A 26,352-nucleotide genomic window follows, 5' to 3' on the forward strand; every position below is an offset into this window, starting at 1 on the left:
TCCACCGACACGGCGGTGTGTACCCGAGAGGTGAGGGACGGGAGTGCCCTCACACTGTTGCGCAGGGTGAGACGGTCAACGCCCCCCCATCAAGGCGTTTCCGTTGTGGGTTGAGCCAGGTTGCGAGGTGGCAGGCCTCGGTGGCTGTCTCCTCGAAGCTGCCGATACGCAGGCAGATCACGGAGATGTTGAACTTCGCCCGACATCCAGTGACGGCAAGGAGAGCGAAACGAGGGTGGGGGCCCCGGTCCGTTTGAGGCCCCCTGAGCGAGCAATCCGAAATACGCGAATGTGCACGCTTCGACCGGTTCAACATCACTAGTAGAGAGACGGCGTGGCCGCGCGCCAGGGTGAGCAGGGCCGCGACCGGGTCAGGCTGCTGCTCGACGGACCGGCCCACTTCCCGGTCCCAGGTCTCCATGACCCAGTCGATGACGGCCAGGGTCAGTTCCTGCTTGTCCTTGAACTGGTGGTAAAGCGCCCCTCGGGTGTATCCGGCGTCTTTGGCGACCTGCTCCAGGACCAGGTTGCCGTAGCCAAAGCGCGACAGGCCCCGCGCGGCTGACTCGAGAAGCGCGGTGCGGGTTCGGAGCCGGCGGTCCGCCTGGGTCCGCCTGTCTTTGGTCGTCTCCTGCATCGCCTACTCGCTCCGCTTCTGTTCGGGATCAGCGGACCGCGCCGGTTGGTGCCGCATGCCGCACTCCTCTGTGAAGGGGGCTGCCATCACCTCGATGATACATGCGTACATGCATGAATGTATGCCGGAGCGCTGAAAGCCTTTGGGGAAGTCCGGCGGCAAGCCGGTGGCCATCATCAGGCCGCCCGACCCGGGCCGCGCCGGTTGACTCGGCCGGCGCCTGCCGACCGGGCGGGGCGGTGAGGTGACAACGAACGCACCGAGGGCGAAGTCGAGACCGACGACATCGTCAGGGGCTACGACCTGCGAGTACGTCGTCGTGGGACCCGACGAGTTGGAAGAGATCGCTCCGGGGAGTCCCAGACCATCGACATGACCGGCTTCATCGACCTCGACCAGGTCAACCCCGTCCACTTCGACCGCACCTACTCCATCGCCCCGCAGAGCAAGGAATACATGGATCCTCGGCAACGCCCGACCTGGCAGACCGTGTGCGGCTGACCGGCTGGCTCCTCGCCAACACCACCAGCGACGAGAAATTCCGCGCCGGCTTCAAGGGCTGGACCGTCGCGGACAAGACCGGCTCCGGCAGCTACGGAAACACCAACGACGTCGGCATCGTCTGGACCCGCAGGGGTCACCGGTCGTCGCCTCCGTCCTCACGACCAAGCGCGAAGCCGATGCGGCAGGGGAACCTGCGCTCGTCCGCAAGGCCGCCGAACTCCTGGCACCAGTCGTCGCCTGCTGCACTTGGGGAGGCAGGCCTCCTCAGCGCCGCGGTACCGCCGACAGCACAGGGCGCGGCGGCTTGGTGCAGGGCCGTGTGCGCCGTGGCGATCCGCCGGGGCATGCCGCGCTCGACACGGACGGCCCGGCCGTCGGGGACACTCAGTCGACCCAGTTCGACAGAGTCCTCGGCGGCCCCACGGCCCCTGCCCGACGGCCCGGGCCGCGCCGCCGAGTGGAAAAGCGTCACGTCTACGCTAGCCAACGGACCCGTGGCCTGCGTGCTCCGCAGCTGTAGGCGGGGAGAGTGGTCGTGGCGCCTCACGGCTCCCGAAGCCGACCGTCCCTGACGGCTCATGTCCCGCCGCAAACCCGGCTGAACATCTCTCTGCACCCCGGACCCGGCCAAAGTGCGCCCACTGGCTGCGGCTCGAACGCGCCGTTCGGCCCCGAGGTCGTATGCTGCAGCACCACTTACCTCGGAGTGTTCCGAATCGTTCTCAAGCCGGATCTGTGACGCACGGCATAGGGCGCCCACGCGGTCAGTGGGCGGTCCATCCGCCATCGACCGGCAGCACCGCACCTGTGAGGTAGGACGCAGCTGGGCTGGCCAATAAGAGGGCCGCGCCGACGAGTTCTTCGGGGTCGGCCCAGCGTCTCATCGGGACTTGGTGGTCGAGGAAGTGCCGGACATGCGGGTCGTCGTCGACGCCGTTGTTCAGCGGTGTGCGAAAGGGGCCGGGAGCCAGCGCGTTGACGCAGATGCCGGTACCTGCGAGTTCCACGCCGAGGCTACGGGTGAGTTGGACCACCGCGCCCTTGCTGGCTGCGTAGCCTGCCCGGCCTGCGGCGCCGACCAGGCCCAGGGCGCTGGCCAGGGTGACGATGCGACCGTACCCGGCCTCCCGCATCACTGGCACAACAGCTTGGCAGGTCAGGAAGGTTCCGACGACGTTGACGTCCAAGCAGCGTCGTAGTGTGGTGGCGTCGAGCGCGCCGAGGGCTCCTCGGGCCTGGACTCCGGCACTGGTTACGAGCACGTCCAGGCGGCCGTGTCGATTGACGATGTTCTGGGCCAGATCGTGGACCGAATCGTCCTCGGTCACATCGCAGGACACACCCACAGCAGTACCGCCGGTGCGGGCGACTATGTCATCGGCTGTACGTCGGCATGCCTCCAGCCGTCGCCCGGCCACCACCACTGCGGATCCGGCGGACGCCAGTCCTAGCGCAATGGCCCGGCCGAGCCCGGTCGAGCCCCCGGTTACCAGCGCCACCTGCCCGGTCAGATCAGTCCCCGGGCCGACAGGACCACTGGTCATGGCCCGACGGGGAGCAGGAGCCCTCCCGTGAGCCGCAGGAGTTCATCGGCGGTGGTGGGAAAGACCGTGCGGGGAGTCCCGGCGGCAGCCCAGAGCCAGGGGTAGTCGGTCAGGGCTGCATCAACCACGGTAGGAAGCACCTGGGGGTGGCCGACCGGAGCCACGCCCCCGATCGCCTGCCCGGTGGCCTGACGTACCTGTTCCGGGGCAGCGCGCCGCAGCCTGCCACGTCCCCACCGGGCAGCGAGCGCTGTGGTGTCCACCTTGTGCCGACCACTCGTCAGGACCAGAACGGGTTCATCGTCGGAGATGAAGACGAGGCTGTTGGCAATTGCGCCCACATCGCACCCCAGGACCTCGGCGGCCTCGGCGGCCGTGCGCGCCGACTCGGTCAACTCCCGCACCTGGCCCCCGATTCCGGCCCCAGCGAGGACGCGGGCCACCTCCATGCTTCGAACGGGCAGTAACGTGCCTTCCTGGGGCGCCATGTAACTCCTTCGTGAAGCGAGCCCATTGTCCGTTCCGTATACGGAACGTTCTGTGTGTGGAACGATAGCCCTCTCAGGGGCTTGGATCAACCGGCCCCGGGGGAGGGGAGGGGACTCCATGGATCTGGCTGCCAGCGTCGGGTTGCGTTTGCGGAAGTTGCGCGAGGCGCAGGGGATTTCGTTGTCCGAGCTGGCGCGCAGGTCCAAGATCGGAAAGGGGACGCTCTCCGAACTGGAGAGCGGCCGGCGCAACCCCACCTTGGAAACGCTCTACGCTCTTACGACAGCGCTCAAGGTGCCTCTGAGTACCGCTCTGCAGGATCTCGCGTCTCCCGCCAAGGTCTCCGGTCACGCCGTCGAAGCCCTGCTGATCGAACGATTCGAGGCTGATACCTCCGTCACGGAGACCTACCGGGTTCGCATCCGCTCCGGAACGACGCAGGAATCCGCCGCCCATTCCCCCGGTACGACAGAGCACATCATCGTTCTCACCGGCATTGCGTGCGTCGGTGTTCTCACCGAGCCTGCCCTGGTCGGCCCGGGGATGCACGGCAGTTGGGTTGCTGATGTCCCGCACGTGTATCAGGCGCCCGCAGGAGACGTCGAGGCCCTGTTGGTTGTGCGCTACCCACACTGATGCGCCATCGGCGCCGGGCTAACAAGGTCACCGCCTGCCGCCGGGCGCGGGGGGCTGGGCATCTCGGCCACAGCTTCCAGCAAGGGATGGAAGTACTTGCGGACGTTCTCCGGCTTGAGCCGGGACTTCGTTATCAGCCTTACCGAGGTGAGTGAGGCCGGGTGCCGCCCCTCGTGCAAGTCCCAGCCCATTCCCGGCGCATCGCCGACGGCCCTATGCTGCGTCCGCAGGGCGCGGCCCTGACGTGCGTCAGTTGGGTGCACCGGGTGTCCGGGGAGACGTTGTCGGGGCGCTCACCGCTGTGCGGTGGTGCTGGCTCCGTCCAGAGCCTCACGGATGATGTCCGCGTGGCCAGCGTGCTGGGCGATTTCCCTGATCAGGTGGAGCAAAATCCCGGCGCGCAGACCAGTGGACCGTCTCCCGCGGGGACCACGGAGTCCGCGGAAGCGGAACGCTCCGGCTCAGATCCGGCAGGGCCGCCACGGCCTCTTCAGTCGCCCGGGCATCGGCCAGGTACTGCTCCAGCAGCCCGAGAAACGTCTCGTCGTCGGTCATGCGGTACTGCTACCTGTTCCCCGCGAGGTGCTTGAGGAGCCCACCGAGGGTGAGATCGCTTAGAACTCCTAACGAAATAAGACCTGGAGGTTGACCAGAGCGAGCAATCCTCAACGGGTACAGCAGTTCTCCCCGCGGCGGACACCACGCCGACTGGGCCGGATGTCAGTGCCGTGTGGCACTGTCGCCTCGTGATCATCTTCATCGTCGGATCGATCGGGGGACCCAATGGCGGCCAGTGATGAGGCGGCCGAGGAGACCATGGAAACCGGTGTCGCCCCAGTCCCGGGGGTGTGCGACGAGAGGCATGGCGAGGACCGGCTGCCTCGGGCGTACACGCTGTGGCTCGTCGGCATCCTGGTGTCGCTCGTGGGCAATTCGGTCTTCTACTTCGCCCTCGGCTGGGCGGCCAGCGAGTATGGCGGGAGCGTCGCGGCGCTGGCCCTGAGCGCGATCACGCTGCCTCGCGTCCTGTTCCTTCTCGTCGGAGGGGCGGTCAGCGACCGCGTCAGCGCACGCCGCGTGCTGATCACCGGCGACGCGGCGATGCTGATCTTCTCGCTCGTTCTCGCGGCTGTCGCCTACTCCCTGGGGGCCCCGCCCTTGTTGCTCATTGCAGCGGGCGTTGTGGTCGGTGTCGTCGACGCGTTCTATCTGCCAGCTTCAGGGTCCATGCCCCGACGGTTGGTGGACAAGGCTCAGTTGCCTCGTGCGTTGTCCCTCCGGCAGGTCGGCGGCCAAGTGATCAACATGGGAGGCGGTCCGTTGGCCGGCGTGCTGGTCGGCCTGGCGGGGTTCGCGGGCGCCGCTCTCGTCAACGCGGTCACCTTCGCCTTCACTTTGGTTGTCCTGATTGCCGTCCGCCCCCAGCAGCACGTGCCTCCGGCTCCGAAGACGGACGGTCTCCTGAAGGAAGCCTTGAGCGGGGTGAAGGTGGCCTTCTCCCATCCGGTGCTGTGCCCGGGGCTGTGGCTCACCGGGGCAGCAGCCGGTTTCCTGCTGCCCGTGCTCTCTCTGCTGGTCCCCCTGCTTGCACGCGAGGAGGAGTGGGGCGCGGGAGCCGCCGGGCTGGTGTTCGGAGCGCAGGGCGTGGGCATGGTCGCGGTCACCCTGGTGGTGGTGAAGCGCGGCCCGCTGGGGAGGCCTGGTCTGATGGCGGCGAGCGCGCTGATCCTGGCGGGTGGGGGCGTGCTCGCGCTCGGTCTCTCCCCCAGTGCCACCGTCGCCGTCGTCGGCGGCCTGGTCATCGGAATCGGTAACGGGACCTTTTCCACGCACATCGCGCCGCTGGTCCTGGCGTCATCACCCGACTCCCACCTGTCGCGAATCCAGGCGGTTCTGGTACTTGTGCAGAGCTTGGCCCTTTTGCTGATGAACAACGTGCTCGGTGCGCTCGTCGACCTTCAGGGCGCCACCGTCACCGTCGTCGTCTGTGCCGTCATGCTCGTCGGTGTGGGGCTTACGGGTCTGGCCTCGGGCCCGCTCCGAAACGACCGAACGGGACTGAGGGGTCGCTGACTGCAACCGCCGCTCGGAAGCGCTATCGCAGCGTCTTCAAGCGCCGCCAACAGATCAGAGCGCAGCCGAGGATGAGGAATGCTTCGTGGATGTCGTCCCGTTTCTCCCAGCGAATGCGAAGTCGGCGGAACCAGTGCAAGTGGGCGAACGCGCGCTCTACCACCCACCGTTGAGCCCCCAAGCCGGAACCGTGCGCGGTGCCGCGGCGGGCGATCAGCGGCTTCACACCGAGGTCCCAAACGAGACGGCGGTACTTGTCGTGGTCGTAGCCGCGCCCAGCACGATGTCCGGACGGCGCCGGGGTCGGCCGCGTTTGCCGCGCACGGGTGGCACCGACTGGAGCTCCGCGCGTGGGCCGCGGCCACGGGTGGCGATCCAGGCGCCTGCGCCGGCGCAGCGGATTCCGGAGGCGAACCAGCCGGTAGTGGCGCCCGGCGGCACGAAGAACCCGGATTGCCTGGCGCAGGTGTCGAACAGGACCGGTCCGGGCCGCAGTCGGCATGCCCCTATGGCGCGCAGGAGGGCGAAGCCGAGGCGCTCGGGTGTGATGACGACGTCCCAACGTCGGCCGGCTGGAAGCAGGGCGACGTCCGGCTGGTGACGCCGCCACTGCCTGGCGCAGGCGACCGGATCCCATGCCGCGTCGGCCAGCCACTCCATCGCACCCGTCGTGTTGCCCATACAGACCACCCCTGCATTCCGGGCCGGTGGAACGAACAGCCGTGCTCTGACCGGCAGCCATCACTGCTCGTCACATGCTGTCACCAAAAGCGCAAGGGGTCGTTCACGAAAGCCCACCAGAAGAGGCGGTGCCGGCTCATGCCGTCAGGCCATCCGCTCAGGCCCTCGTGCGCACTCTGGCGCCGGATGGGTATGCATGCGGGTTTCGGGGGCAGCTGGTCAGGGCGGGCTCCTGCGGTTGTTATTCCGTCGTTGCAGGAGCCGCCCGTCCTCTTTCTTCGCGCGTGTGTGCGGCGTGGGTTCGGGTGTGCGAAGAAACGTGCAGAACGACTGTTACGAAGATCCGGCCCTGTGGGTGGGGTGGTGTGCGGGGTGGCGCGTGGGGTCGTGCGCCGGAGCACGCAAGCGCTTTCCGTCTATGGTTCAACGGGTGGGTGTTCTCGTCGCCCTGCCTACCGCGAATCCGAAAGGTCAGAGTCGACCGGTGGTCGGAGCACGGCCCACCGCGGTGGCGACCAGAGCAGCGAGCGCAAGCCCACCGCCCACCCACATCGCCGAGGTGATGCCGATGCCGTCTGCCGCCTGGCCGCCGAGGAGCGCGCCGAGCGCGATGGCGCCGTTGAACACGCCGACGAACAGGGAGGAAGCTGCCTCACGGGCATCGGGCGATGCGGCCAGGATCCACGTCTGCGTACTCACGGAGACTCCGCCGTAGGTGAGCCCCCACACCGCCATCAACGCGCCCGCCACCCACGGCGACCCGCCCACGACGGGAAACAGGAGCACCGTCGCGGCCATGACCACACTGATCACAAGGAGCGTCTTGCGCGGCGAACGCCCCGCGCCGGCACCGGAGATGAAGTTTCCCGCGACACCAGCGATTCCGTACACCAGCAGGAGCGTGCCGATCATCCCGGCGCTGACTCTGGAGACGTCCTCGAGAACGGGTCGGACGTAGGTGTACGCGGCGAAGTGCCCGGTGACCAGAAACGCCACGACGATCAGGCCGGTCCGCACCTGCGGGTTGCCGAACAGTCTCATCACCCCGCCCAGCTGAACAGTCCCTTCGGCCGGCAGCTTCGGCAGCAGCACGGCCATGGCGAGGAGGACCAGGAGTGCAAGGACGGCGGCGACCACGAATGCCGCGCGCCACCCGGCCAGGGCCCCGACGAACGCACCCGCCGGAATGCCGAGGACCGATGCCACTGCGATTCCGCTGAAGACCAGGGTGGTCGCCCTACCCACCGAACTCGGCGGCACCAGGCGCACCGCAATGCTTGCCGCGATGGCCCATACGCCGCCCATGCCGATACCGACCAGTACGCGCGCGGCGACCATCACACCGAAGTTCGGTGACCACGCGGCGCCCAGATTGCCGCTCAGCAGGACGGCCATGAGCGCGCAGAGCACAATACGCCGGTCGAACCGGCCCAGGGCGGACGTCAACAGGGGCGAGGACACCGCCGCCACCAGACCTGTGATCGTCAGTGTGAGACCCGCCACGCCTTCGGCGACCTTGAGGGAGTCACCCATGGGAGTCAGCAGCCCGACGGGCAGCATCTCCGAGGTGACGACCGTAAACGTGCCGATAGCCACGGTCACTACGCCCAGCCAAGCGCGTAGCGTCGTACGCCCCTGCGGTGCTGATCTTTCTTCGACTTCTTCAACTTGCGACATGCGTTGAGTCAATCGACCACGCAGTAGAGGAACAACGGCCAACCTCTCATCGTTCCATGAGGGGCACTCATAGATCGACAAAGTGCCTGGCCAAGGGAGTGGAAGAGCGGAGGGGGCCGTGGGAAGTCTGGAAGTTCGCGAGGTGGAGGCGTTCCTTGCCTTGGCCGAAGAGCTGCATTTCGGCCGGGCGGGGGAGCGCCTGTACGTGTCGCAGAGCCGCATCAGCCAACTCCTTCGAACCCTGGAAGGCCGGATCGGCGCCCGCCTCGTCGAGCGCACCAGCCGCCGTGTACGCCTCACCCCGCTCGGCGAGACGCTCTTCGCGGACCTCCGCCCTGCCTACAACTCCCTGCAGACCGCTCTCGATACCGCTCGTAGCACGGCACGGGGCGTCGGCGGGCTACTGCGCATCGGCTTCCAGGGCACGGCTGACGACCATGTCATGAATGCCGTCACGCTCTTCCAGAACCGCCACCCCGATTGCACCACCGAGATCGTGGAGATCCCCATCTCCGACCCCTTCGGCCCGCTCCACCGCCACGAAGTCGACACTGCGATCGTGCTGTTGCCCGTGGAGGAGAACGACCTTGTCCTCGGACAGATCTTCTCCAAGCAGCCGCAGACCCTCGCTGTCTCCACAAACCACCGCTTCGCGTCGTACGAGAAGCTGACGGCCGAGGACCTCGCCAGCTGCCCCTTGATCGGGGTCCGCGGCCCCGCCCCTGAGTACTGGCGGCGCGCACAAGCTCCCACTCTCACGCCGAGCGGCCGCGAGGTCCCGACCGGGCCGACCGTGAGCACCCTGCAGGAGGGCCTGGCCCTGGTAGCGGCCGACCGTGGCGCAATGCTCCTGTGCCACCCCACAGGCGAGTACTACAACCGGCGAGCCATTACCTTCGTGCCCATCACCGGCCTCGAGGATTCTTTCCTCGGCCTTGTCTGGCACCACAGCCACGAAACCGCACGCATACGTGCCTTCTCACAGGCCCTCGCCGCGTCAGGGGGCATCGCCGACGGACCGTTCTAGCGGGAGCGTCGAAAGGCTGAGCGTTGCATGTGGTCGCTTGCTGGGGGTTCCCGGTTCACGGACACAGGACTGGAAAGTCGGCCTTAACCCAAAGAGCGCGGATAGCGGCGGCCTTGTCATCGGCGGGGTTGTCTTCGGTGCTCCATATTTTGGCCTGGGTGATGAAGTTGTCGACCGATGGCCAGCCCGGGTTGCCGGTGGCAGCGAAATCGGCCCATGCGCGGCCCATGCGGCGTGCCAGATCGTGGTCTGCGGGTGTGGGTGCGCCGCCGATGAGGAAGGCCAGGCAGTCGGTGTCGAGGTTGCCGAAGGCGAAGGGGATGTCCGCATTGTGCCAGGCCCGCACGGCCCCGTTCGGGCCGGTGCGCCGGCGATCGAACCGTGAGAGGAAGGCCCGGCCGCCGGCTTGGGCGTGGCACTCGGCGAGTCGGTTGCTGTACTCGCCGAACAGGAGATCGCCGAAGACGGCGAGGTAGACGTCGAGCACCGGGGCGTGGGGCATCGCGGCGCGGTAGCCGGCGACCAGGCCGTCAGGGAGGTGGAAGTCTTCGGCGAAGAGGAGCAGCTGTTCGTCGGTGGTGATCTTCGCGCTGCTGCCGACGGCGTCGAGCAGCCAGTATTCCTCCGTGGTGTGGCAGACCAGCAGGTCCACGTCCCGGGTCGCACCGGATGCCATCCCTGTAAGGGGGTCGGTGGGCAGGACGTCGCCGTCGAGGACGGGGGCGTAGAGCCCGGGGTCGTAGTGACGGGATCCGGAGGCGGGGTCACGCCGGTAGTTGTCGACCACCTGGTCGGAGGCGAGGACCAGGGTCTGTGGAGTCGCAGATGTCAGGCCCTCGGCTGTGGCAGGGCAGTCCGCTGCCGCGGCGATCTCGCGGGTGGTCGCCGCAGCTATTTCGAGCGTGTAGCAAGGACTGGCGGCGCTATGGGCGATGGCACGGTGGAACAGGCCGCGGGCGCGGTCCATCACCATCAGGCAGGCAACCGAAGCGGCCCCGGAGGACTGGCCGGCAACCGTGACGTTGCCGGGATCGCCACCGAAGGCGGCGATGTTTTCACGAACCCAGCGCAGGGCAGCGACCTGGTCGAGCAGACCGCGGTTGTCTGGGTAGGTGGTTGTTTCGGTGGCGGGGATGTGGCCGAAACCTTCGAAGCCGAGCCGGTAGTTGAGGGTGACCACGACCAGACCGGCGCGGGCCAGCGCGGTACCGTCGAAATCGGGTTGGGCTGAGGACCCGAAGGTGTAGGCACCGCCGTGGATCCAGACCAGGACGGGCAGGTGGCCGACCTCGGGGGCTGGGGTCCATACGTTGACGGTGAGGATGTCCTCGTCGGCGGGCGACCACACGGGTGCGCCGGGCAGTTCTGCCGACTGCGGGGAGACCGGTCCGAAGGCCGTGCAGTCCCGCACCCCGGTCCACGCCGGTGCCGGGAGAGGTTCCCGGAACCGGTTGGCGCCGAACGGCGGGGCGGCATAGGGGATACCAAGGACGGCGACGACTTCGGTAGAGATCCGAAAGCCTTGGACCGAGCCGTTCTTCGTCTTGAAGGTACCCATGGGCAGACTGCCTCTCGTTGCACGCCAGATCGCCGGGGGAGGGCGAGGCTTCAGCTTTGCATCGCGGGGCACCCCGGGACCAACACCAAGATCATGGTGATTGACGCACCAGTGATGTCAATGCCCCGCTGCTACCAGTCCGCCGCGTCGGCATTCAAGTGAAGCCTCAATCCGCCGCTTTCGACGTCACAGGACACTCAGTGGTGCTTGTTGGCGTCGTACGGGTCGTGAAGTGAGAACTGCCGGAGAGCGATGACATTGGCGTCCGGCCCGGGGCCGCTTCCCGCCCGGCGGGCACCGGTGAAGAAGTCAGGCCCCTGCTCCCGCCTGACGGGACGTACCGCTGACCGGCCTTTCCTCATAGGTCAGAGCCGTGTGACGTGGTCTCCGTGACAGCAGAGAGCAGGGTCATCCGGGCCGGTCAGATGTACCGCTACTACCTACGCCAGACCGTCGTCGGCGACGGCCGCCGCCCGGCCCGCACGCCGCTGCGCGCCGCCCAGGAGCAGGCTGGTGTCCCGACCGGGCGATGGATGGGCAGCGGCCTGGCCGCGTTCGGACTCGCACCGGGTGAGGAAGTCACCGAGAGCCAGCTGCGGAACCTCTTCGGGGAGTGGGGCCGGCACCCGTACGCGGACCGGATCGAGGCCGACCGGCTCGCCGAGGGCGACTTCCCGGCGAAGGTGTTCAAGGCCGGCGCCCTCGGACGCCGGGTGAAGGTCACGGGCGTGGTTTTCGTGTTCCCGGCCGCAGCCGACGATCTACCTCCTGTGGGCTTTGGGGGACGAGGAGACCCGGCGGGTCATCGAGGCCGCACACGAGCGGGCGATCGAGCGGGTGCTGGAATGGATCGAGGACGAGGTCGCGGTGATCCGGTACGGCAAGAACGGCCTCTACCGGATGCGGCCGCCCGGCGGTCTGGTCGCCGCGCGCTTCCGCCACCCCGACCTCACCCACTACGCGCTCCCGACGTCCCTGGACGCCCCGGACATCCGCAGTGAGCCTGGTGGAGGAGCGCGACGTGGTCGCCCCCTTCGGCGCGAAGCCGGCCAGCGCGGTCCCGGTGGTCACGTCGCCGGCCGCGATCGCCTCGGCGGTCCGCGCGGCGACGAGCCGCCCGGTCAACCGGCTGCCGATCCGCCCGCAGGGTGGTCACTCCTCCGCGTAGCGGATTCCGGGCGGGACCGGGGGCGCCTAGCGGCGCACGGGCAGGGCGACCACGGAGCCGTCGTGCGCGGCGAAGAAGCGGTTGCCGTCGCCCGCTGTCGTGTGGGCGGCCGTGTCGCCGCCGAACCGGTACCCCTCGACGTCGTCGCCCGTGCTCGCGCTGACGGCGGTGAGTCCGTAACCCTTGGCCTCGGCGACCCACACGGTGCCGCCCTGGACGACGGGTAGCGCCCGGGTGCCCTCGTAGCTTCGCAGGTACGTCTTCCACTTCTGGTCACCCCTGCCCGCTTCGAAGCGGTGGAGGTACAGGTGGCCGACGGCGTACACCTCGTCGCCCCTGACCGCCGGAGGCCCCCAGCCGCCGGAGTCCTGCCCGACCTTGCTCTCCGCGTCCACAAACCAGAGCTCCTTCCCGGTGGCGAGCGAGCGCGCGCACAGGGTCCTGCCCCCGAAGAACACCGTGCCCTCGCTGATCGCCGGACGGAGGGCCGCCGTGCCCTGGTCGCGGATGTTCCATTTCTCTGCGCCGGTGGCCGTGTCCACGACGACCACACGACCGTCCGAGGGGAAGAGAACCAGACGCCCCTGGCCGGTCGCCGCCGCAGAGGACATCCTGACCGCCGTCCGTGACGCCCTTGACCCCGGGTCCCACCCTCTCCTCTTCGGCCACCGCCAGTAGGGGAGCGGGTCCCGCTCTACCAGCACCCCTCGCACCTCTTCCCCGGCTACCCGAACACCCGCAGCCGCTACCAGCCCGGCGACTTCCCCATCGCCGAGAAGGCGCACACGCACACGATCAAGCTGCCCGTCTGGCACCGTGAACAGGATCTGGAACTGGCCGAGCAGTACGTCAGCGCGGCCAGGAAGGCCAGCGAACACCACAAGGAGCTTCTGTGACCGTGACCTCCGCCTCGCCCGAACACTGGTAGAGGAGGCCGAAGCCGAAGGCATCACTACCTTCGTAGCCGCGGCCGTCGTCACCGACGCCGACCGCATCCTCCTGGTCCGCCGCAAGCCGGACGACTTCATGGGCGGCCTGTGGGAGAACCCTTCCGGGCACGTGGACGCCGGGGAGACCATCCTGGACGCGGCCCGCCGCGAGACGCGGGAGGAAACCGGTCTTACCGTCTCCTCCGTAGACCGCTACCTCGGGCACTTTGACTACGAGAACAGCCGCGGCACCATCACCCGCCAGTTCAACTCCGCCGTCACCGTTGCCGAGACCGGGCCGGTCATCCTGACCGAACACGACCTGCACCAGTGGGCGGCCTCGACCGGTGACCTGCCGGGCGTCACCGACGGCGTACGAACAGTTCTTGCCAGCGCGTAGGAACCACGGTGCCCCTCCCGTTCGGCCCGCCCCTCTGGACGCTGACCACACCTCGGCCTGTCAGCGCCCCATGCGACCCTGTTCGAGCCCGGCGGCTCGCCTCATCACCTCGAAGCCGATGCCGCCGCCGGGGCACCCCAGAGCCACGAGTGTGGTGGGCAGTCCGTTGGCGTGGACGGGGGCGCCGGCATGGGGACGGGGACGGTCAGCAGGATGGCTGGTGCCGTTCCCGGGGCGAGGGCGATGGTGAACGCTCCCAGGAAGACCAGCAGGGTCGTCGAGACGAAGGGCCGGCGTGATCCCGTGATGACGCTGATGGGGGCGAGCGAGCGGGCGAATCGCAGGAACTCTGCCGACCGTACCGCTCAGCCTCGCCCTGCCCGTGCTCCTCGACGCGCGTGAGGGCGAGCACGCTTCCGTTAGAGGGTGGCGCCACCCCATCCGCCTGGCCCTCACGTGCATGCTCCATCCCGCCCTGACCCTCCACGGCCAGGGCTGCTGGCGCATCGGCCCCATCACCGAACCGCTGCGCAGCGCCGTCACAGCGGCCGCCTCCCTGATGGCTCCCGAAGGGCACTGCCTCGTCGCCGGGACCGCCCCTATCCGCGTCGCGTCACCCGAACACGCGGTGTGGCCCCTGCTCGACGCCGGATTGAGCAGGGTGGCATCGGATGCCACGTGGGTCGCCAGCCAGGCGTCGATCCGGCGCCAGGACTCCGCCGGGGAAGAGATCTGCTGAGCCATGGCGCCATCGTGCCCCACGCGTCCGACCTGGCTGGTCGAGCCCCTGCCGACCGGCGCGGGGCCATGGATGGGTGACCGGTGGCGCTCATGGCCTGACGAGGACGACGAAGCCGGTCCGGCGCATGGTGCGCGGGCTTCGGGGGCACACGCACCTCACGGCGGGCTCCTGCGGCTGTTCCCCCCTCGCCGCCGGAGCTGCCGCCCACAGCGGACAGCAGCCCAACTTCCCAGGCGCGCGGCGGCGCCGCAACGCAGTGTCCCCCGGCGGCCACAGCACCCTCACGCCGCTTGCCGGCCGAGCACTCGTGCGGCCGCCCACCGCGCGTACAGCAGATGGGCCACGACCTCCGCCGTCAGCAGTCCTACTACTTGCCAGGGTGCGAGGTGCCCGGCGAACGCGATGACCGCGAGCGGGACGCCGATGCCCGGGCCGGCCCAGGTTGCCACGATCAGCAGGCGGCGTCCGAAGCGCAGGGAGATGGCCGCGTGCGCCGCGTGGTAGAGCGCCAGACCGCCGGCCAGGGCGACCACCGCGCCGTGGGCGAGGTGGGTATGCCCTTGTCCTGCCTCCTCCACCGCGGTGGCCAGACCGCCCGCCATGGCGACCACGGCAGCCGTGACGAAGAAGTGGAGGAATCCCGTGACGTCTCGGGCCAGCGGGAACGCCGTCCGCTCCGTCGCCGCGCTGAGCACGTGCTCCGCGGCCGCCGATCCGAAGTCGAAGTACGACCACCATAGAGCGGCCAGCATGACGAAACCGATGAGAGCGACCCAACCCGCGGCTGCTGTCCACTCGGCGTCCAGTGACGTGATCAGCCCGATGACCGACTCACCGAACACGATGATCACGAAGAGTCCCACCCGCTCCACCAGATGTCCCACGTGCAGCCTGCGGGGCATTCCTCCGGGCCGTGCCGTGAGCAGCACTGCGATCTCGGCCGAGAGCAGTACGGCCCACATCACGAACCGCCCCGGGGGCGGCACCAGCACCGAGGCGCCCCACCCGACCGCCGAGGCCAGGCAGTACGTCAGGGGCCGCCACCTCGGCACGAGGGATCCGCCGGGGACGAGCGCGCGGTGGGTGGAGGGCCACCAGAGGCCGAGCAGAACGATGCGGGAACCCGCGTACCCGAGGGCGTACGCGGCTGAGCGTTCATCCGTGGCTCCGCTCACGGCGACGGTCATCACCGCCAGGCACAGCATGGCGGTGAGCATGAGGAGTCGCCGGCGTGTGGAGTCCTCCTCGAAGAGGTTCGCCGCCACGGTGAGGTTGATCCACGTCCACCAGGGCGGGAAGTACAGCGCCAGGAAAATCGCGAAGTCGGCCGGTCCCGGGTCGCCGTGCAGCGAGTGCGCGAGTTGGGCGGCCAAAGCTACGAACACCAGGTCGAAGAACAGCTCCAACCACCCTGCGTGCCTGCTGTGCTCCACCCCTGGCGTCGCGGGGGAGGTGGGATGAGCGGCTCCGTACTCTTCCATAAGAGGACATACCACCACAGGGGCAGCCTCACGGCCATCCTTTCCCTGCGCGCACACCATGCTGTCCCCGCGCATCAAGCCTGAGCGGCGGCGCTGGTCTGGATCAGGTGGTCGACGACGTCGGTGTGACTGTTCCGCCGGCGGTAGGCCGCTTGCTGGCGATCGGCGCCGTTGCCCTCAGTGGCGAGGCGTTTGTGTGCGGCGTGCAGGAGCGTATGGTCGTCGGCGTCCGCCACGGCGGGCAGCGCCGTGTCCCACAGGCGGTCCAGGTGTACGGCGGTCGGTTCGAGCCGGCCGGTGTCCAGGTCGATGCTCTCTCCGCTCAGCCGTCGCGAGCGGCGCGCCAGCATGCGGCGCGCAGCATCTCCGGCTGTGGTCTCTCCTGCATGAGTGAGGGCATCCCCGGCGGGCATGCCCCTGAGAACGTGAACCGCCTGCGGGCAGGAGACAAGTCGTGCGCGGTTTGAGTCGGCGTCTGGCTTGTTATTCCGGGCCCCGTGCCCGTACGAGGAGCGTGCCCAAGCCTTGTGAGTTCGGTGGCGGCAGGATGCGGGCATCAATGGTGGTGAAGCCGTGCCGCTTGAGGAGGTCTGCCCAGGCTTCGGGGGTGTACTGCCAGCGCAGGACGGTCAGCTCGCGTTCTCGCCCTTCGAGCCATTTGCCGCGCATCGGCTGCGCTCCGTACGCGCCGGGGGCCGGTTCGGCCTGGCTGAAGGCGAAGACTCCGTGTGGAGTCAGGTTCTTGGCGACCAGCGGCAGGAGGACATCGGGGTCGGTGAACCACACCGCGCCCCACACGGAGTAGATCGCGTCGTACGGCGCCGCGCCGGACACGAGGTGGTCGCACACGTCCGCATGGATGAACGACAGGCGGGGGACGTCCTTCCACCATCTACGGGCGCGCTCGACCTGGGCGGGGGAGAGGTCCACGCCGGTCACCTCGACCCCTTGGCGGGCCAGGTACACGGCTTCCTTGCCCTCCGCCGGCCCGAGGTCCAGGGCGCGGCGCGGCTGCCCGAGGAGTTCGGCTCCGGGCCCGTGACCGGGGTATTGCGTCCACTCGAACCGGTCGACCACCGGGGCGGGTTGCTCCCCTTCGCCCCGGTAGGGCATGTACGTGTCCCAGTATTCGGCCGGAGTGTGGGGCTCGCGGGGCATGACGCTCCTTGTGGGGGCAGCGGGACCAGTGTCTTTCAAGCTGGTCACCGTACCGGTGCCGCCTCCCGCCCACGCGCGAATGACCTAACGATGCCCGTTCGGGCGCGCGCGAGGGCCCGGGGATGCTCACGGCACCCCCGGGCCCGACCGCTTGCCGCGGTTCAGTGGCAGTTCTCGCCCGGCCTGCACGGGCCGCACCTGCCGTAGTCCGCCTCCCACAGCTTCCAGTCCACCTCGAAGCCGTTGCCGACAATGATCTGCGCGGTGCGCTCGACGCTGCCGTCGTACTTGAACTCGATTTCCGGGATGTGTTCCAGGAACTTGCCGTCGAAGTGCTCGTGGCAGAACTCGCGGTAGTTCTTGGTGTCCAGGATGAAGACGTGGACCGCGATGTCGACCGTACGGCCGCAGCACATCTCCAGGCCCTGGCCCCACTTGTCGATAGCCGTGATCAAGTAGGAGACGGCGGCGTGGAAGAGCCGGGTCGCCATCACCTCGTCAAACGGATAGTCACGCATCAGGAGCTGGATCTCGCGGTCCCAGACCTCGGGCTGCACGTAGTCCCGCGGGTCACGGACTGTGGTCTCGACTGCTGTCGCCATGCTGTCCTCCGGGATGTCGGGGCCCGCCCGAAGCGGGGCCACGCCCCAAGCAAAGCGCCGACCGCAGCCGCCTGATCGCCAACGTGCGCATGGCGCAAGCCGTTTGCAGGTCCTGCACGCGCCGTATGCACCCCGCTGAACGGCCCCTACCGTGGACAGGCAGCCCTTCGGCCCCTGGCGAGTGGGAGGCCCCATGCGCACCGATCCGCTCTGGAACTCGGGCAAGGTCAGCATGCTCATCGCCCGCCAGGACACAGGCGCGCTCATCCGGATAGGGCGCGAGGAACGCGGCTGGCGCCAAGCGGACCTCGGGGCACGCATCGGCTGCTCAGCCTCTACGGTCTCCCGGCTGGAGCAGCGCCGCAGTCACGCCGACTTGGCGCTGATCCGGCACGCTGCCCAAGAGGTCGGCGTGCCAACGGACGTCCTCACCGCGTCGCTCGGATTAGCGGCGGCGTCAACCGCTAGAGTCGTGGCGGATGGGCCACGCTGCGCCGAGGAGGACCCCATGCGTCGCCGCACGTTACTCGCTGCCGCCGGCCTCACAGCCCCCGCCGCTCTCTTGGCCGGACTGAACGATGCTCTCGCCAGCATGCCCGACCCCACCGGATCCCCCGTTCCCCTGGAATGGCGCATCACCGCAGCCCGCGGCTATTTCGATGCCGGCCAGCACGGCAAGCTTCTCCGGGCGCTGCCCGGGCTGTTGGCCGATGCCCGTCAGGCCGCCCATAGCCGGCAGGACATCGACCTCGCACGGCTTTCCGCCTGCTACAGCCTGACTTCCCAGGTACTGACGAAGATCGGCAAATACGACCAGTCGCGGCTCAGCGCCGACCGGGCGACCATCTACGCCGACTTGTCCGGCTCACCGCTCGTCGCCGCGGCGGCGGCCCGGGAACTGAGCATCGTGCTCCGCCATCAGGACCAGCCGGCCGCAGCGCAGAAACACATCCTCGCGGCGGTCGCCAAAGTGGAGGAAACCGGGCTTAAGACCGGAGCGCAAGCCTCGGCATACGCGCAGATGCTGTGCACCACCTCCTACACCGCGGCCCGCGCTGGTGATCGGGATCAGGCACTCACCATGATCAAGGAAGCCACCCGTGCTGCCCGAGATCTCCCGCATCAGGCACCCGAGGGGCGACTGTTTCCCATCACCCCTGCCGCAGTGAATCTGTATGCCGTCGGGGTCCACTGGGCACTGGGTGACGCAGGTGCCGCCCTGGAGGCGGGTCGCGGGCTGCGCACCGCCCAGTTCAAGACCGCCGAGCGCAAGGGACGCATGCATACCGACCTTGGCCGGGCCTGGTGGCAACGGGGCAAGCCGGAGCAGACGGCCGCCGAGCTGCTTTCCGCTCTCCGGGTCTCGCCAGCCGAGGTCCGTGACCGGCCGGCCATCCGGAAGATCGTCAGCGACTTGCGCTCACGGCACAGCCAAGTAGCTGGGGTGCGCGAGCTTGTCACGGCCCTCAAGCCAGACGTCGCTTGACCGCTCCTACCTAGCTTGCCCTGGCGTCGTCTCATGTCGGTGTCGGTGATGCACAAGGTCGGCCTGTGCTTCCGCTGGTGCGTGAGGAGCATCGGCACGCCTGTTGAGAAGGCCGGGGTCGCTGGAGTGAGAGTCAGCACCGGGTCTGCGGCGCCAGCGTCAACAGCCGTGAACTGCCTCCATTTCTCGCCGCACTGACGGGGGTGAAGTCGGCCGTTCGGGGACCGACGAGAATGGCGTCATGAATCCGACAACCCGCTGGACTGCACTGGCCTGCCTCGCAAGTGCCGCGTTCCTGGCCGGCTGCACCACGAACGGCGCTCCGAGCCCAAGTCGCTCATCATTCGCACCTGGTCCCACGATCACCTCTACCGTCGCGCCTGATGCCGCAGTCCGGGTGGCCGAGCGCTACCGCAAGTCCGGCGGAGAGAATGATGTGTACGGGATACAGCGGAGCTCCGGTCCGGACGGCGTGCCCCTGCTGATTGTGTGGACGCACGATCCGGACGAAGACGCCGAGACCTTCGATGACCTCAAGGGGTCCATCACGGGGTATCTGGAGCGGGAGGAAGGGCTTTCGTTGCGGCGGGGCTATTTGATGGACGTCTTTGGCCCGGACGGCGCGCTCCAGCACCGCCTCGACGCCCGCCAATAGGTCTGAAGCTGCTGACTCTCGCTTCCTTGAGGCTGCGCTCGGCGTCGACGCGGTGGTCAAACTACCGCTCTGCAGCATTGGTTCGTGCTGAGGCCGGGCAACCCGCCCTCGCCCGGGCTCATCCCGCTGCGATCACCGCGCTTAGGCCGTTGACCAGGGCATACACCGAGGTCCGGCTCCAGTACTAGCGCGCCGGTGGGCCGGAGCACGGCAGTTGTCACCCGCAGAGCTGACTGAGCCGGTGTATGAGACCAGACGAAGCGGCCTGCTCTTCATCAGTGAGGCAGGCGGCTTGTCACAGATCCTCGTTCGGGACCACCGTGGCCGGCTGGGAAACGACCTCTCAGTATCCCCAGGTGGCGTAGATGGTGACGTTCTCGCCGTTGGTTCTGGCGCCGACGCACACGTCACGCCAGTCGAGCAGCCAGCCGCTGGAGCGGCAGTTCTCCTGCTTGAGGCCCAGTTCGCGGATGATCTCCGGGTGGGACAGGCCGTTCTCGCTGGTGACTGTCGCGGCGCGCCAGCAGCCGCCGGAACCGCAGCTGGTGCCTTCGTTGACCATGCTGATGCCTGGCGGCAGTGGGGGAAGGGCCTTGGACGGCGGGGCTTCCGAGCCTTCGCTGATCAGCAGCGCGTACAGGAGGCCGACCAGGAGGGTGAGGGCGAACTGCGTCCCCAGGAAGCCGATCGCTTTGTTGCGGCGGGATGTCCATTCCGGGGGAGGGGAGTTCTCGTGCCGTCCTTCCAGTCCCGCGCCGCAGGCGATGAGCAGGGGCGCGAGAGCCGTGAATACGAGATGGGCATCGGGTCTGGGGGCGTCGATCCAGCCCTGCTGGACACTGATCAGCAGACCGGCTCCGGCGAGCAGCGCGCCGCCGATCGCGAAGCCGACGGGGCGGGTGCGGGCGATCGTCAGCCAGACGACGGCGGGCGCGACGGCGAAGAGTATCCCCAGGACGATCAGCATGTACGGGGAGACGTGCGACCCCGAGCGCCCGGTTCCGCACGGCCAGGGCTCACCCCAGGGCCGCAGACCGGTCGTTCATACCGCGAGCGCCTGGCCGCCCTGCTGGCGGTGGTGGAGGAGGAGCCGGGCACGGCCACCTCGCCGCACCCGCCACCTTCTCGGCGCCTGGCTCGCCGAGCACCGCCACCTCACCACCCGCGACCAGTTCCCTGCGCCCGGGGCCGCCGACCTCACGGCGATCGACCCCCCACTGGCTGCTCCCACACGGCGCGGACTGGCACTGCAAGTACCACCTCCTGCGCGCCCACCGCGCCGCCGGCCGACCCCGCCGCACTGACCCGCGACATCCTCGTGGACACCCCGGCGGTTTCAGAGGCGAGGTCGGCAACCATCCGCCGTGCTCAATCGGCCTTCGGGTATGCCACACCCGAGCCCTGAACCGTCCTCGAGTCCACCTGATTGGCCGCACTGTGGTGACGGCACCACCTCGGAGGACCCGGTCGGCTGCCCCGTTATCCACGTCCCCGGCCATACTGCCTGCCTCGCCCACCTGGCGGATGCCGACCGCGACGCCTGCCTGTCGGGCCTGACCCCGGGCAGCGACATCGACCACCGTGGCACCACCTTCACTGAACCGCTTCTCGATGCGCTCCTCGACGCCCTCCGCGACCCTGTCACCAGATACCCCCGCCTCGGCGACGCCCGGTTCCGGTCGGCGACCTTCCAGGGCGGCGCCTGGTTCGAGTCGGCAACCCCCCAGGGGGAAGCCAGGTTCCAGTCGGCGACTTTCAAGAGCGACGCCGGGTTCGAGTTCGCGATCTTCCACGGCGAGGGTTCGAGTGGGCGAGTTTTGAGGGCGACGCCGTGTTCGGGGCGGCGACCTTCGAGCGCGGTGCCGTGTTCTGGAAAACGACCTTCAAAAAACGAAGCCCGGTTCGAAGGACACCTACAACCAGTACGGCACGCTGACGAAGGTCACCGACCGCAACAACGGCTCCATCACCGTCACGCAGCACGACGAGGGCACGGAGCACAAGGGCTTCAAGCTGACGGAGACCCGCTCTGGCCGGTGGGTGGACCTGGTGAAGACCAACGCGCCGCAGTGGCAGGCGAAGGACCACACCGGCCGCACCGCGGTCTTCGACCTGAACGCGGCCGGCGACCTGGCCAAGACGACGGACACCGAGGGCAAAGCCACCGTCTTCGGCTACGACTCGTCCCGGCGCCTGACGAAGATCAACACCCCGGAGGGGCGGGTGACGGTCTTCACCTACGACGCCCAAAACCGGCTCACGTCTATGCTGCGGGCGACCGAGTTCAACGGCACCGGCCACACCGGCCCCACCTACACCTACCCCTACACCGCCGAAGACGGCTCCAAGGCCGGCACGACGACGGTCACCGACCCCGAGCAGCCCGCGACAAAGTACGAGCACGACGCGGACGGGCAGGCTCAGCACCTGACACGCTGCCCCGGGCAGAGGGAGCCCCGGCATCCTCGTCGCCAACCACATCTCCCTCGTGGATTCGGGGTTCGTGCTGGCCGCACTGCGCCGCATTCCCGTCCTGCGGTACCTCTTGGAACAAGACGGCCATGTCCCCGTCTACCGCCGGACCAGCCGCGTCGCCGAAGCTCGGGGCAGCTCGGCGCTCACAGCCGGCCGCCACGTTGCTCGCTTGCGGCGAGGGGCGCATGGCCGCAGGGGCGCCGCAGAAGCCTTCCACAGCGGCCCCGCTCGCCGGCACCACCGCTTCCAGCGGTCTGATCATTCCGATCGGCCAGGCCGGTCCCCGCCGGATCACCTCCGGCAGTCGTACCAAGCAGGTGGCCGCGTTCCTCACAGCCCTCGCCCGGTGCTCCCCGACTGCACGTTCACTCGTTGTCCCCTCCAGCTGCCGCCCGAAATCGCTTCAGCGTGCGCCGCCGCGCACCACGCCGTCACCGCGGCCTGGGGCACCGCCGCCCAAAGCTCGGCGAGCCCGCTGCGCTCGCGGCCTGAAGGACACCACGTGCCAGGGCGACACGCCGCGTTCCTGGTTCAATCTCGCGTAGAGCGAGTTGAGCGTCGCGGCCGGTGCGGTGGAAGCGCTCGACGACGCCCGTGCGGCGGCCGCGGTCGTCTCCGGGCACCGCGGCCGCGCACGGTCGCGCCGGTGTGAACGTACGGGGGCGGATCGTCGGCGAATGTCTGACCATTCCGCCGCTCCCCGCTCCCCGCTCCCCGCTCCCCGCGACGCCTCATGCCGGTTCCTCGTGCCCGCGGTCAAGGAGATCGTGGCGCGACGGGGTGGGGCGCCGGGTCGTCGTGGCGCGCTGAGCGACGGGGGCCGGCGAGCAGGAGACCGCAAGCGGTCAGGAGGATGAGGTCCTGCCCGATCCCCGGTCCTGCGATCAGGACACCGAGTCCGATCCAGCAGGCCATTGACCATGCGATGAACGGTGGGGGCGTGATACCGCGGCGGTTCAGCCACAACACCGTCAGGCCGAGCAGGATGAGCGGCGGGCCGAAGCTGTTCACGCTCAGCCAGTAGGCGCTCATGGCGGGGCTCATGTCGGAGAGGTCCTCGTCCCACATTTCCCGGCTGAACCATGTCCCGGCATGACGGCGTGCGGCGCCCAAAACCGTCAGGGCGCCGAGGGTGTGCGCGGCCCCGTAGAAGACGATGAGCCGACCAGCCCATTTGATCATGGGGAACCTTCTCTCCTGTTGCTGGGCTGCGGGACGCGGCCCAGCGCTGTTGTGCGACTTGGATGTGGGCGTCGCGTTCGCGAGGCGCCACGGCGTTCCGGACGAGGTGGGGACTGAACGGTGTGTTCGGCACCGCTGCTCCTGCCGAGTCCTGGCGCAGATCGACAGGCACCGGGTCGCAAAGCGACTCGATCCGGTCCGCGAGCCCTCCGTAGGGCTTGTCCCAGCCGAACAGGGCGGCAAGCTTCCAGCGCACCGCGAACAGGAGGCTGACCAGGGCGGATTCTCGTTGAGACCAGCGGCGCGGCGCAGCGTTGCAACCATGACGCGGAAGTGGTCAGGTCCGGCATCCGGTGCGCGGTAGGCCCATACGCCCTTGACTCGAGATCAAGCGCGATTCGGTGGATCCTCCATGGGCGGACGGTGTGCTCGGCGCCGGCCGGTCGGTTCGGCCTCATGGCTGCCCCTGGAGGTACTCGGAGAACCGGAGACGGGGCGGAACTGAACACTCCCCAGTCAGCTGACTTCCCATGAGGCCAACATACGGTCATGTATGTATGTAAGTCAACGCGCCTTCGGCACACAGGCGTTGATCGAACGTGGAGTGCGTCGGTGCGGGACAAGGTGCAGGCCAGGTACCCCGCCATGACGCCGGCCGACCCCCCCTTGGAGTGCGGGGGCTTCAGCGGCACCCTCTTCCCAGGGGCCGGCACACAGGCGGCCGGCCAGGACTGGCCCGGAATCGTGATCACCCTCGGCGGTCGGTCGACCCCGATCCCGGCGACGCCCGGCGCGTCCGGATGGAGGTAGGCGCCGCCCGCTGCCTTACATGCATGCACCACTGTATGTATGCTGGTGAAGAAAGCGGCCGGAGACGGAGATCAAGACCATGAGCGAGACGGTGACGCGTCGCACGCAGGCCGACCGTCGCGCGGCGACGCGAGGGGCACTGTTGGAGGCCGCGGCGCGCGGCCTGTCGACCTACGGGTACGCGAAGCTCGCGCTGGAGCAGGTAGCCAGGGACGCGGGCTATACCCGGGGCGCCCTGTACCACCTGTTCGCCAACAAAGAGGAGCTCGCGCTCGACGTCGTGACGTGGGTGAGCGAGACGTGGGATGCCGAGGTGCGCCGGCCCGCCCTCCGCGAGGAGGACCCCCTGGCCTCGCTCATGGCGATGACCCGGGGGCACACCCTCTACTGCCGTCGCCACGACGGAGCCAAGGTGATGCTCACCCTGAGGGTCGAGTTCACCGGGCAGGACCATCCAGTCGGGCGCGCGATGGACGAGACCTACGATCAGCTCGAGACGGAATGCGCAAAGTTGATCAGCGCTGGTCGCCGTAACGGCTCCATCCCTCCAGGCCCCCCGGCCCGGCTGACCGCAGCCGCCCTCCTCGCGGTCCTTGAATCGGTCGCCATCGAAGTCGCCGGCAAATCTCCCCACGACATCGAGCTCATGACGAGGGCGGTACGAGGGGTCCTCGGTGTCGTACCACACCTGACCTGAACGCCTCTTACCGCTGCCGCTGACTGCCGTGGGGGTCAGCGGCATGCCGTACTTCCCCGCCCGAGACGCCGCGAGCGGACCGGTCGGCTGACACCGTCCGTCGGTGGCAGCGCCGAAGGCGCCGTAACTGACTCACGCGGCGTGCCCAGGATGGCGGTCACGTGGCGGCTCAGGCGCTTCGGAGAGGTCAGGGTGCAGCAGCCCAGCGCCACCGTTACCTGCCCCGGGCCGGCGCCGTGGCCGGGGTGTCCGCGTCGGGTGACGCTGGGAGGGGAGATCGTCGGTGTGTGGGGTGTTGGCTGGTCTGGTGTGTCATGTGCCAAGGCGGTCGCTTGGTCGGTCGCGTGTCGTGGTTAATGAGGGCGGCGCCCGGTGACGTCCTGCCACGCCTTCCGGGCGTCGTCGAGGGCTTCTCGTGCCTGCGGGAGCTTGATGTCGGCGTCGTGGCGGGCGAGTGTCTTCTCCAGCCGCTCTTGTGCCACAGCTATCGCCTGTGTCGCTTTCTGTGCCTCATCCAGCTCCGCTTTCAGCGTGCGGATGTCGCGAGCACGCCGTCTTTGCAGGCGCTGCGCAGCGACAGCTGCGTTCTGGATCTGGATGCTGAACCGGCGCACCGCCTCCTCGGGAAAATCCTTGCCTTCGTAGCGCTCCATGCGCTCCTGCCCGTCGGGCTGCTTCAGGTACACGTAGGAGACGTGCTTGGAGCGGGCGAGCTTGAACCGGACACCCACACTGGCCAAAGGCACCTCATCGCCACCGATGAAGACCGCGTGCTCGTGCAAAATGATCCCGCCCAGCTGCTCGATCCGGGCACCGCAGTGCGGTGTACGCCGTTGCTCCAGGGCGAACTCCGCCCGGCGGACCCGGCGCCGATAGGCCCACTCGGCCCGCTTCACCGCGATTCGGGCCTGCCACGTCTCGCGACGGGCTGCGACCCGCAGTTCTCGCACGGCGTTGCGGGCAGCAGCCAGTGCCTGCCGTTCCTCCTTATGCTCCTCATGGAACGCATACGTCCATCCGCCCGGGAATCGGATGAGCCGCCAGATCGCCCAACCGACGCCCAGGGCAACCAGCATGGTCACCCACCAGATCGCGATCACGGTGCTCTCCCTCCCTGCTCTGCACGGCCGCGCGGTCAACGACAGCAATAGCGGGCTGCGCCAGATCCCGTCAATGCGTCCTACACCAGGACGGAATGCCGCCCGAGCCCAAGCGGGGCGGGCTTACATCATCGTGCCGGGGCGTCGGATGTCCGCGTACATCCGCGCTTTGACCCCGGATTCCCCTGGGGTGCGCCATACCGGAGTGATGCCGGGGGTGGCCCATTGCCGCTGCAGGCCGGCCATCACCACGCGGATGGTCTCTTCGTCGGCGGCGGTGATGTCCAGGACTACCAGCCCCGGCTCGCGGATGTGCTGCTCGTCGACCTGTTCCATGCCTGGATTGACGCGCGCCTCGCACGGTTGGTTCGCCGGCTGACGTACGACCACCCGTACGGGCGACGATGCCCGAGATGCCCGCTAAGAGCCGGACGACGTGGAGACGGGCGCCGCTTGTTGAGCGGGCGGCTGGCACTGGTCCGCCGGCCGCACCCGGCCACCAGCACCGACGGACTCAAGCCGGACCCGCCCCGCCAACTGACCGACCACATCAGCCAGACCGGTTCCGACCACCCTTGACCGGCGTGTGCTTCTCCCTCGTCTGGGCAGCCGCGAACCCCTCTATGTCAGCCCCGTCATTG

The 26,352-nt window shown here is 68.6% G+C and carries 24 protein-coding genes and 5 pseudogenes; 13 read left to right on the forward strand and 16 right to left on the reverse strand.

From position 1 onward, the window contains the following. Positions 1-49 precede the first annotated feature (49 nt). The gene (locus tag ACWGH0_RS27085; protein ID WP_453406859.1) at positions 50-637 is read right to left on the reverse strand and encodes a TetR/AcrR family transcriptional regulator; all 588 of its coding nucleotides are present in this window, start codon (positions 635-637) and stop codon (positions 50-52) included. A gap of 264 nt (positions 638-901) precedes the next feature. On the opposite strand from ACWGH0_RS27085, the pseudogene ACWGH0_RS27090 reads away from it, so the two are divergent. Together ACWGH0_RS27090 and ACWGH0_RS27095 are read left to right on the forward strand one after the other, a co-directional pair. Beyond that, positions 902-1,138 (forward strand): annotated as a pseudogene (locus ACWGH0_RS27090) (Ku protein); the annotation flags it as partial. Beyond that, complete coding sequence (locus ACWGH0_RS27095; RefSeq protein WP_453406860.1) at positions 1,129-1,713, forward strand: serine hydrolase; 585 nt, start codon at positions 1,129-1,131, stop codon at positions 1,711-1,713. The pseudogene ACWGH0_RS27090 and the gene ACWGH0_RS27095, both read left to right, overlap by 10 nt. Before the next feature lie 192 nt (positions 1,714-1,905). Here ACWGH0_RS27095 and ACWGH0_RS27100 read toward each other — a convergent pair whose 3' ends face one another. Continuing rightward, on the reverse strand, positions 1,906-2,685 hold the full coding sequence (locus ACWGH0_RS27100; RefSeq protein WP_453406861.1) for an SDR family NAD(P)-dependent oxidoreductase: 780 nt from the start codon (positions 2,683-2,685) through the stop codon (positions 1,906-1,908). After that, positions 2,682-3,173 (reverse strand): YbaK/EbsC family protein, encoded by a 492-nt coding sequence (locus tag ACWGH0_RS27105; protein WP_453406862.1) that lies wholly within the window; start codon positions 3,171-3,173, stop codon positions 2,682-2,684. Before ACWGH0_RS27105 ends, ACWGH0_RS27100 begins: the two co-directional genes overlap by 4 nt. A 118-nt stretch (positions 3,174-3,291) precedes the next feature. On the opposite strand from ACWGH0_RS27105, the gene ACWGH0_RS27110 reads away from it, so the two are divergent. Beyond that, the gene (locus ACWGH0_RS27110) at positions 3,292-3,810 is read left to right on the forward strand and encodes a helix-turn-helix domain-containing protein (RefSeq protein WP_453406863.1); all 519 of its coding nucleotides are present in this window, start codon (positions 3,292-3,294) and stop codon (positions 3,808-3,810) included. A gap of 293 nt (positions 3,811-4,103) precedes the next feature. On the opposite strand, the gene ACWGH0_RS27115 is transcribed toward ACWGH0_RS27110, so the two are convergent. Further along, positions 4,104-4,199, reverse strand: coding sequence for a mycothiol transferase (locus ACWGH0_RS27115; RefSeq protein ID WP_453406864.1), 96 nt, complete (start codon positions 4,197-4,199; stop codon positions 4,104-4,106). 394 nt (positions 4,200-4,593) lie between these two features. Between ACWGH0_RS27115 and ACWGH0_RS27120 the strand changes: the two genes are divergently transcribed. Beyond that, positions 4,594-5,883 (forward strand): MFS transporter, encoded by a 1,290-nt coding sequence (locus ACWGH0_RS27120; RefSeq protein ID WP_453406865.1) that lies wholly within the window; start codon positions 4,594-4,596, stop codon positions 5,881-5,883. A gap of 22 nt (positions 5,884-5,905) precedes the next feature. Here the strand turns inward: ACWGH0_RS27120 and ACWGH0_RS27125 are convergent. Both ACWGH0_RS27125 and ACWGH0_RS27130 read right to left on the reverse strand, forming a co-directional pair. Further along, positions 5,906-6,225, reverse strand: a pseudogene (locus tag ACWGH0_RS27125) (transposase); the annotation flags it as partial. 810 nt (positions 6,226-7,035) lie between these two features. After that, complete coding sequence (locus tag ACWGH0_RS27130) at positions 7,036-8,241, reverse strand: MFS transporter (RefSeq protein ID WP_453406866.1); 1,206 nt, start codon at positions 8,239-8,241, stop codon at positions 7,036-7,038. A gap of 118 nt (positions 8,242-8,359) precedes the next feature. On the opposite strand from ACWGH0_RS27130, the gene ACWGH0_RS27135 reads away from it, so the two are divergent. Further along, positions 8,360-9,268, forward strand: a complete 909-nt coding sequence (locus tag ACWGH0_RS27135) for a LysR family transcriptional regulator (RefSeq protein ID WP_453406867.1) — start codon at positions 8,360-8,362, stop codon at positions 9,266-9,268. Positions 9,269-9,323: 55 nt separating this feature from the next. Here the strand turns inward: ACWGH0_RS27135 and ACWGH0_RS27140 are convergent, their stop codons facing one another. Further along, complete coding sequence (locus ACWGH0_RS27140) at positions 9,324-10,826, reverse strand: carboxylesterase/lipase family protein (protein ID WP_453406868.1); 1,503 nt, start codon at positions 10,824-10,826, stop codon at positions 9,324-9,326. Positions 10,827-11,251: 425 nt separating this feature from the next. Here ACWGH0_RS27140 and ACWGH0_RS27145 point away from each other — a divergent pair. Continuing rightward, positions 11,252-11,473: pseudogene (locus ACWGH0_RS27145) on the forward strand (relaxase domain-containing protein); the annotation flags it as partial. A 151-nt stretch (positions 11,474-11,624) separates the two neighbouring features. Continuing rightward, positions 11,625-11,994 (forward strand): annotated as a pseudogene (locus tag ACWGH0_RS27150) (relaxase domain-containing protein); the annotation flags it as partial. A gap of 26 nt (positions 11,995-12,020) precedes the next feature. Here the strand turns inward: ACWGH0_RS27150 and ACWGH0_RS27155 are convergent. Then, a complete protein-coding gene (locus ACWGH0_RS27155; protein WP_453406869.1) occupies positions 12,021-12,605 on the reverse strand; it encodes an outer membrane protein assembly factor BamB family protein in 585 nt (194 codons plus the stop codon). 205 nt (positions 12,606-12,810) lie between these two features. Here ACWGH0_RS27155 and ACWGH0_RS27160 point away from each other — a divergent pair, with 205 nt between their 5' ends. Together ACWGH0_RS27160 and ACWGH0_RS27165 are read left to right on the forward strand one after the other, a co-directional pair. Then, positions 12,811-13,323, forward strand: coding sequence for an NUDIX hydrolase (locus ACWGH0_RS27160; protein WP_453406870.1), 513 nt, complete (start codon positions 12,811-12,813; stop codon positions 13,321-13,323). 460 nt (positions 13,324-13,783) lie between these two features. Then, positions 13,784-14,062 (forward strand): hypothetical protein, encoded by a 279-nt coding sequence (locus ACWGH0_RS27165; protein ID WP_453406871.1) that lies wholly within the window; start codon positions 13,784-13,786, stop codon positions 14,060-14,062. Between the two features lie 284 nt (positions 14,063-14,346). On the opposite strand, the gene ACWGH0_RS27170 is transcribed toward ACWGH0_RS27165, so the two are convergent. The 4 genes from ACWGH0_RS27170 to ACWGH0_RS27185 all read right to left on the reverse strand — a co-directional run bounded on the left by ACWGH0_RS27170 (position 14,347) and on the right by ACWGH0_RS27185 (position 17,306). Further along, on the reverse strand, positions 14,347-15,471 hold the full coding sequence (locus ACWGH0_RS27170; RefSeq protein ID WP_453406872.1) for a low temperature requirement protein A: 1,125 nt from the start codon (positions 15,469-15,471) through the stop codon (positions 14,347-14,349). 149 nt (positions 15,472-15,620) lie between these two features. Further along, positions 15,621-15,896: a hypothetical protein gene (locus ACWGH0_RS27175; RefSeq protein WP_453406873.1), complete on the reverse strand. Its 276-nt coding sequence runs from the start codon at positions 15,894-15,896 to the stop codon at positions 15,621-15,623. A gap of 133 nt (positions 15,897-16,029) precedes the next feature. Continuing rightward, positions 16,030-16,704 carry a class I SAM-dependent DNA methyltransferase gene (locus tag ACWGH0_RS27180; protein WP_453406874.1) on the reverse strand — a complete coding sequence of 225 codons (675 nt, stop codon included), beginning with the start codon at positions 16,702-16,704 and terminating at the stop codon, positions 16,030-16,032. A 161-nt stretch (positions 16,705-16,865) separates the two neighbouring features. After that, positions 16,866-17,306, reverse strand: coding sequence for a hypothetical protein (locus ACWGH0_RS27185; protein ID WP_453406875.1), 441 nt, complete (start codon positions 17,304-17,306; stop codon positions 16,866-16,868). A 193-nt stretch (positions 17,307-17,499) separates the two neighbouring features. Here ACWGH0_RS27185 and ACWGH0_RS27190 point away from each other — a divergent pair, with 193 nt between their 5' ends. Together ACWGH0_RS27190 and ACWGH0_RS27195 are read left to right on the forward strand one after the other, a co-directional pair. Continuing rightward, positions 17,500-18,792 (forward strand): helix-turn-helix domain-containing protein, encoded by a 1,293-nt coding sequence (locus ACWGH0_RS27190; protein ID WP_453406876.1) that lies wholly within the window; start codon positions 17,500-17,502, stop codon positions 18,790-18,792. Between the two features lie 241 nt (positions 18,793-19,033). Continuing rightward, complete coding sequence (locus tag ACWGH0_RS27195) at positions 19,034-19,447, forward strand: hypothetical protein (RefSeq protein WP_453406877.1); 414 nt, start codon at positions 19,034-19,036, stop codon at positions 19,445-19,447. A 343-nt stretch (positions 19,448-19,790) separates the two neighbouring features. Here ACWGH0_RS27195 and ACWGH0_RS27200 read toward each other — a convergent pair whose 3' ends face one another. Then, a complete protein-coding gene (locus ACWGH0_RS27200; protein ID WP_453406878.1) occupies positions 19,791-20,414 on the reverse strand; it encodes a hypothetical protein in 624 nt (207 codons plus the stop codon). A gap of 914 nt (positions 20,415-21,328) precedes the next feature. Between ACWGH0_RS27200 and ACWGH0_RS27205 the strand changes: the two are divergent. Next, positions 21,329-21,880, forward strand: a pseudogene (locus ACWGH0_RS27205) (RHS repeat-associated core domain-containing protein); the annotation flags it as partial. A 798-nt stretch (positions 21,881-22,678) separates the two neighbouring features. Here ACWGH0_RS27205 and ACWGH0_RS27210 read toward each other — a convergent pair. Further along, positions 22,679-23,104 carry a DUF6463 family protein gene (locus tag ACWGH0_RS27210; RefSeq protein ID WP_453406879.1) on the reverse strand — a complete coding sequence of 142 codons (426 nt, stop codon included), beginning with the start codon at positions 23,102-23,104 and terminating at the stop codon, positions 22,679-22,681. Between the two features lie 889 nt (positions 23,105-23,993). Between ACWGH0_RS27210 and ACWGH0_RS27215 the strand changes: the two genes are divergently transcribed. Then, positions 23,994-24,611 (forward strand): TetR/AcrR family transcriptional regulator, encoded by a 618-nt coding sequence (locus tag ACWGH0_RS27215; protein WP_453406880.1) that lies wholly within the window; start codon positions 23,994-23,996, stop codon positions 24,609-24,611. A 353-nt stretch (positions 24,612-24,964) separates the two neighbouring features. Here ACWGH0_RS27215 and ACWGH0_RS27220 read toward each other — a convergent pair whose 3' ends face one another. Both ACWGH0_RS27220 and ACWGH0_RS27225 read right to left on the reverse strand, forming a co-directional pair. Beyond that, complete coding sequence (locus ACWGH0_RS27220) at positions 24,965-25,711, reverse strand: hypothetical protein (protein WP_453406881.1); 747 nt, start codon at positions 25,709-25,711, stop codon at positions 24,965-24,967. A gap of 123 nt (positions 25,712-25,834) precedes the next feature. Continuing rightward, positions 25,835-26,047, reverse strand: a complete 213-nt coding sequence (locus tag ACWGH0_RS27225) for a DUF6207 family protein (protein ID WP_453406882.1) — start codon at positions 26,045-26,047, stop codon at positions 25,835-25,837. Between the last annotated feature and the right edge of the window lie 305 nt (positions 26,048-26,352).

The organism is Streptomyces sp. NPDC054887, from assembly GCF_053610585.1.

Excerpts from the sequence above, each read along its gene's own strand:
- ACWGH0_RS27085 (WP_453406859.1), bottom strand. The coding sequence starts at position 637 with ATGCAGGAGACGACCAAAGACAGGCGGACCCAGGCGGACCGCCGGCTC.
- ACWGH0_RS27100 (WP_453406861.1), bottom strand. The coding sequence starts at position 2,685 with ATGACCAGTGGTCCTGTCGGCCCGGGGACTGATCTGACCGGGCAGGTG.
- ACWGH0_RS27105 (WP_453406862.1), bottom strand. The coding sequence starts at position 3,173 with ATGGCGCCCCAGGAAGGCACGTTACTGCCCGTTCGAAGCATGGAGGTG.
- ACWGH0_RS27110 (WP_453406863.1), top strand. The coding sequence starts at position 3,292 with ATGGATCTGGCTGCCAGCGTCGGGTTGCGTTTGCGGAAGTTGCGCGAG.
- ACWGH0_RS27120 (WP_453406865.1), top strand. The coding sequence starts at position 4,594 with ATGGCGGCCAGTGATGAGGCGGCCGAGGAGACCATGGAAACCGGTGTC.
- ACWGH0_RS27130 (WP_453406866.1), bottom strand. The coding sequence starts at position 8,241 with ATGTCGCAAGTTGAAGAAGTCGAAGAAAGATCAGCACCGCAGGGGCGT.
- ACWGH0_RS27140 (WP_453406868.1), bottom strand. The coding sequence starts at position 10,826 with ATGGGTACCTTCAAGACGAAGAACGGCTCGGTCCAAGGCTTTCGGATC.
- ACWGH0_RS27155 (WP_453406869.1), bottom strand. The coding sequence starts at position 12,605 with ATGTCCTCTGCGGCGGCGACCGGCCAGGGGCGTCTGGTTCTCTTCCCC.
- ACWGH0_RS27165 (WP_453406871.1), top strand. The coding sequence starts at position 13,784 with ATGCTCCATCCCGCCCTGACCCTCCACGGCCAGGGCTGCTGGCGCATC.
- ACWGH0_RS27175 (WP_453406873.1), bottom strand. The coding sequence starts at position 15,896 with ATGCTGGCGCGCCGCTCGCGACGGCTGAGCGGAGAGAGCATCGACCTG.
- ACWGH0_RS27180 (WP_453406874.1), bottom strand. The coding sequence starts at position 16,704 with ATGCCCCGCGAGCCCCACACTCCGGCCGAATACTGGGACACGTACATG.
- ACWGH0_RS27185 (WP_453406875.1), bottom strand. The coding sequence starts at position 17,306 with ATGGCGACAGCAGTCGAGACCACAGTCCGTGACCCGCGGGACTACGTG.
- ACWGH0_RS27190 (WP_453406876.1), top strand. The coding sequence starts at position 17,500 with ATGCGCACCGATCCGCTCTGGAACTCGGGCAAGGTCAGCATGCTCATC.
- ACWGH0_RS27195 (WP_453406877.1), top strand. The coding sequence starts at position 19,034 with ATGAATCCGACAACCCGCTGGACTGCACTGGCCTGCCTCGCAAGTGCC.
- ACWGH0_RS27200 (WP_453406878.1), bottom strand. The coding sequence starts at position 20,414 with ATGCTGATCGTCCTGGGGATACTCTTCGCCGTCGCGCCCGCCGTCGTC.
- ACWGH0_RS27210 (WP_453406879.1), bottom strand. The coding sequence starts at position 23,104 with ATGATCAAATGGGCTGGTCGGCTCATCGTCTTCTACGGGGCCGCGCAC.
- ACWGH0_RS27215 (WP_453406880.1), top strand. The coding sequence starts at position 23,994 with ATGAGCGAGACGGTGACGCGTCGCACGCAGGCCGACCGTCGCGCGGCG.
- ACWGH0_RS27225 (WP_453406882.1), bottom strand. The coding sequence starts at position 26,047 with ATGGAACAGGTCGACGAGCAGCACATCCGCGAGCCGGGGCTGGTAGTC.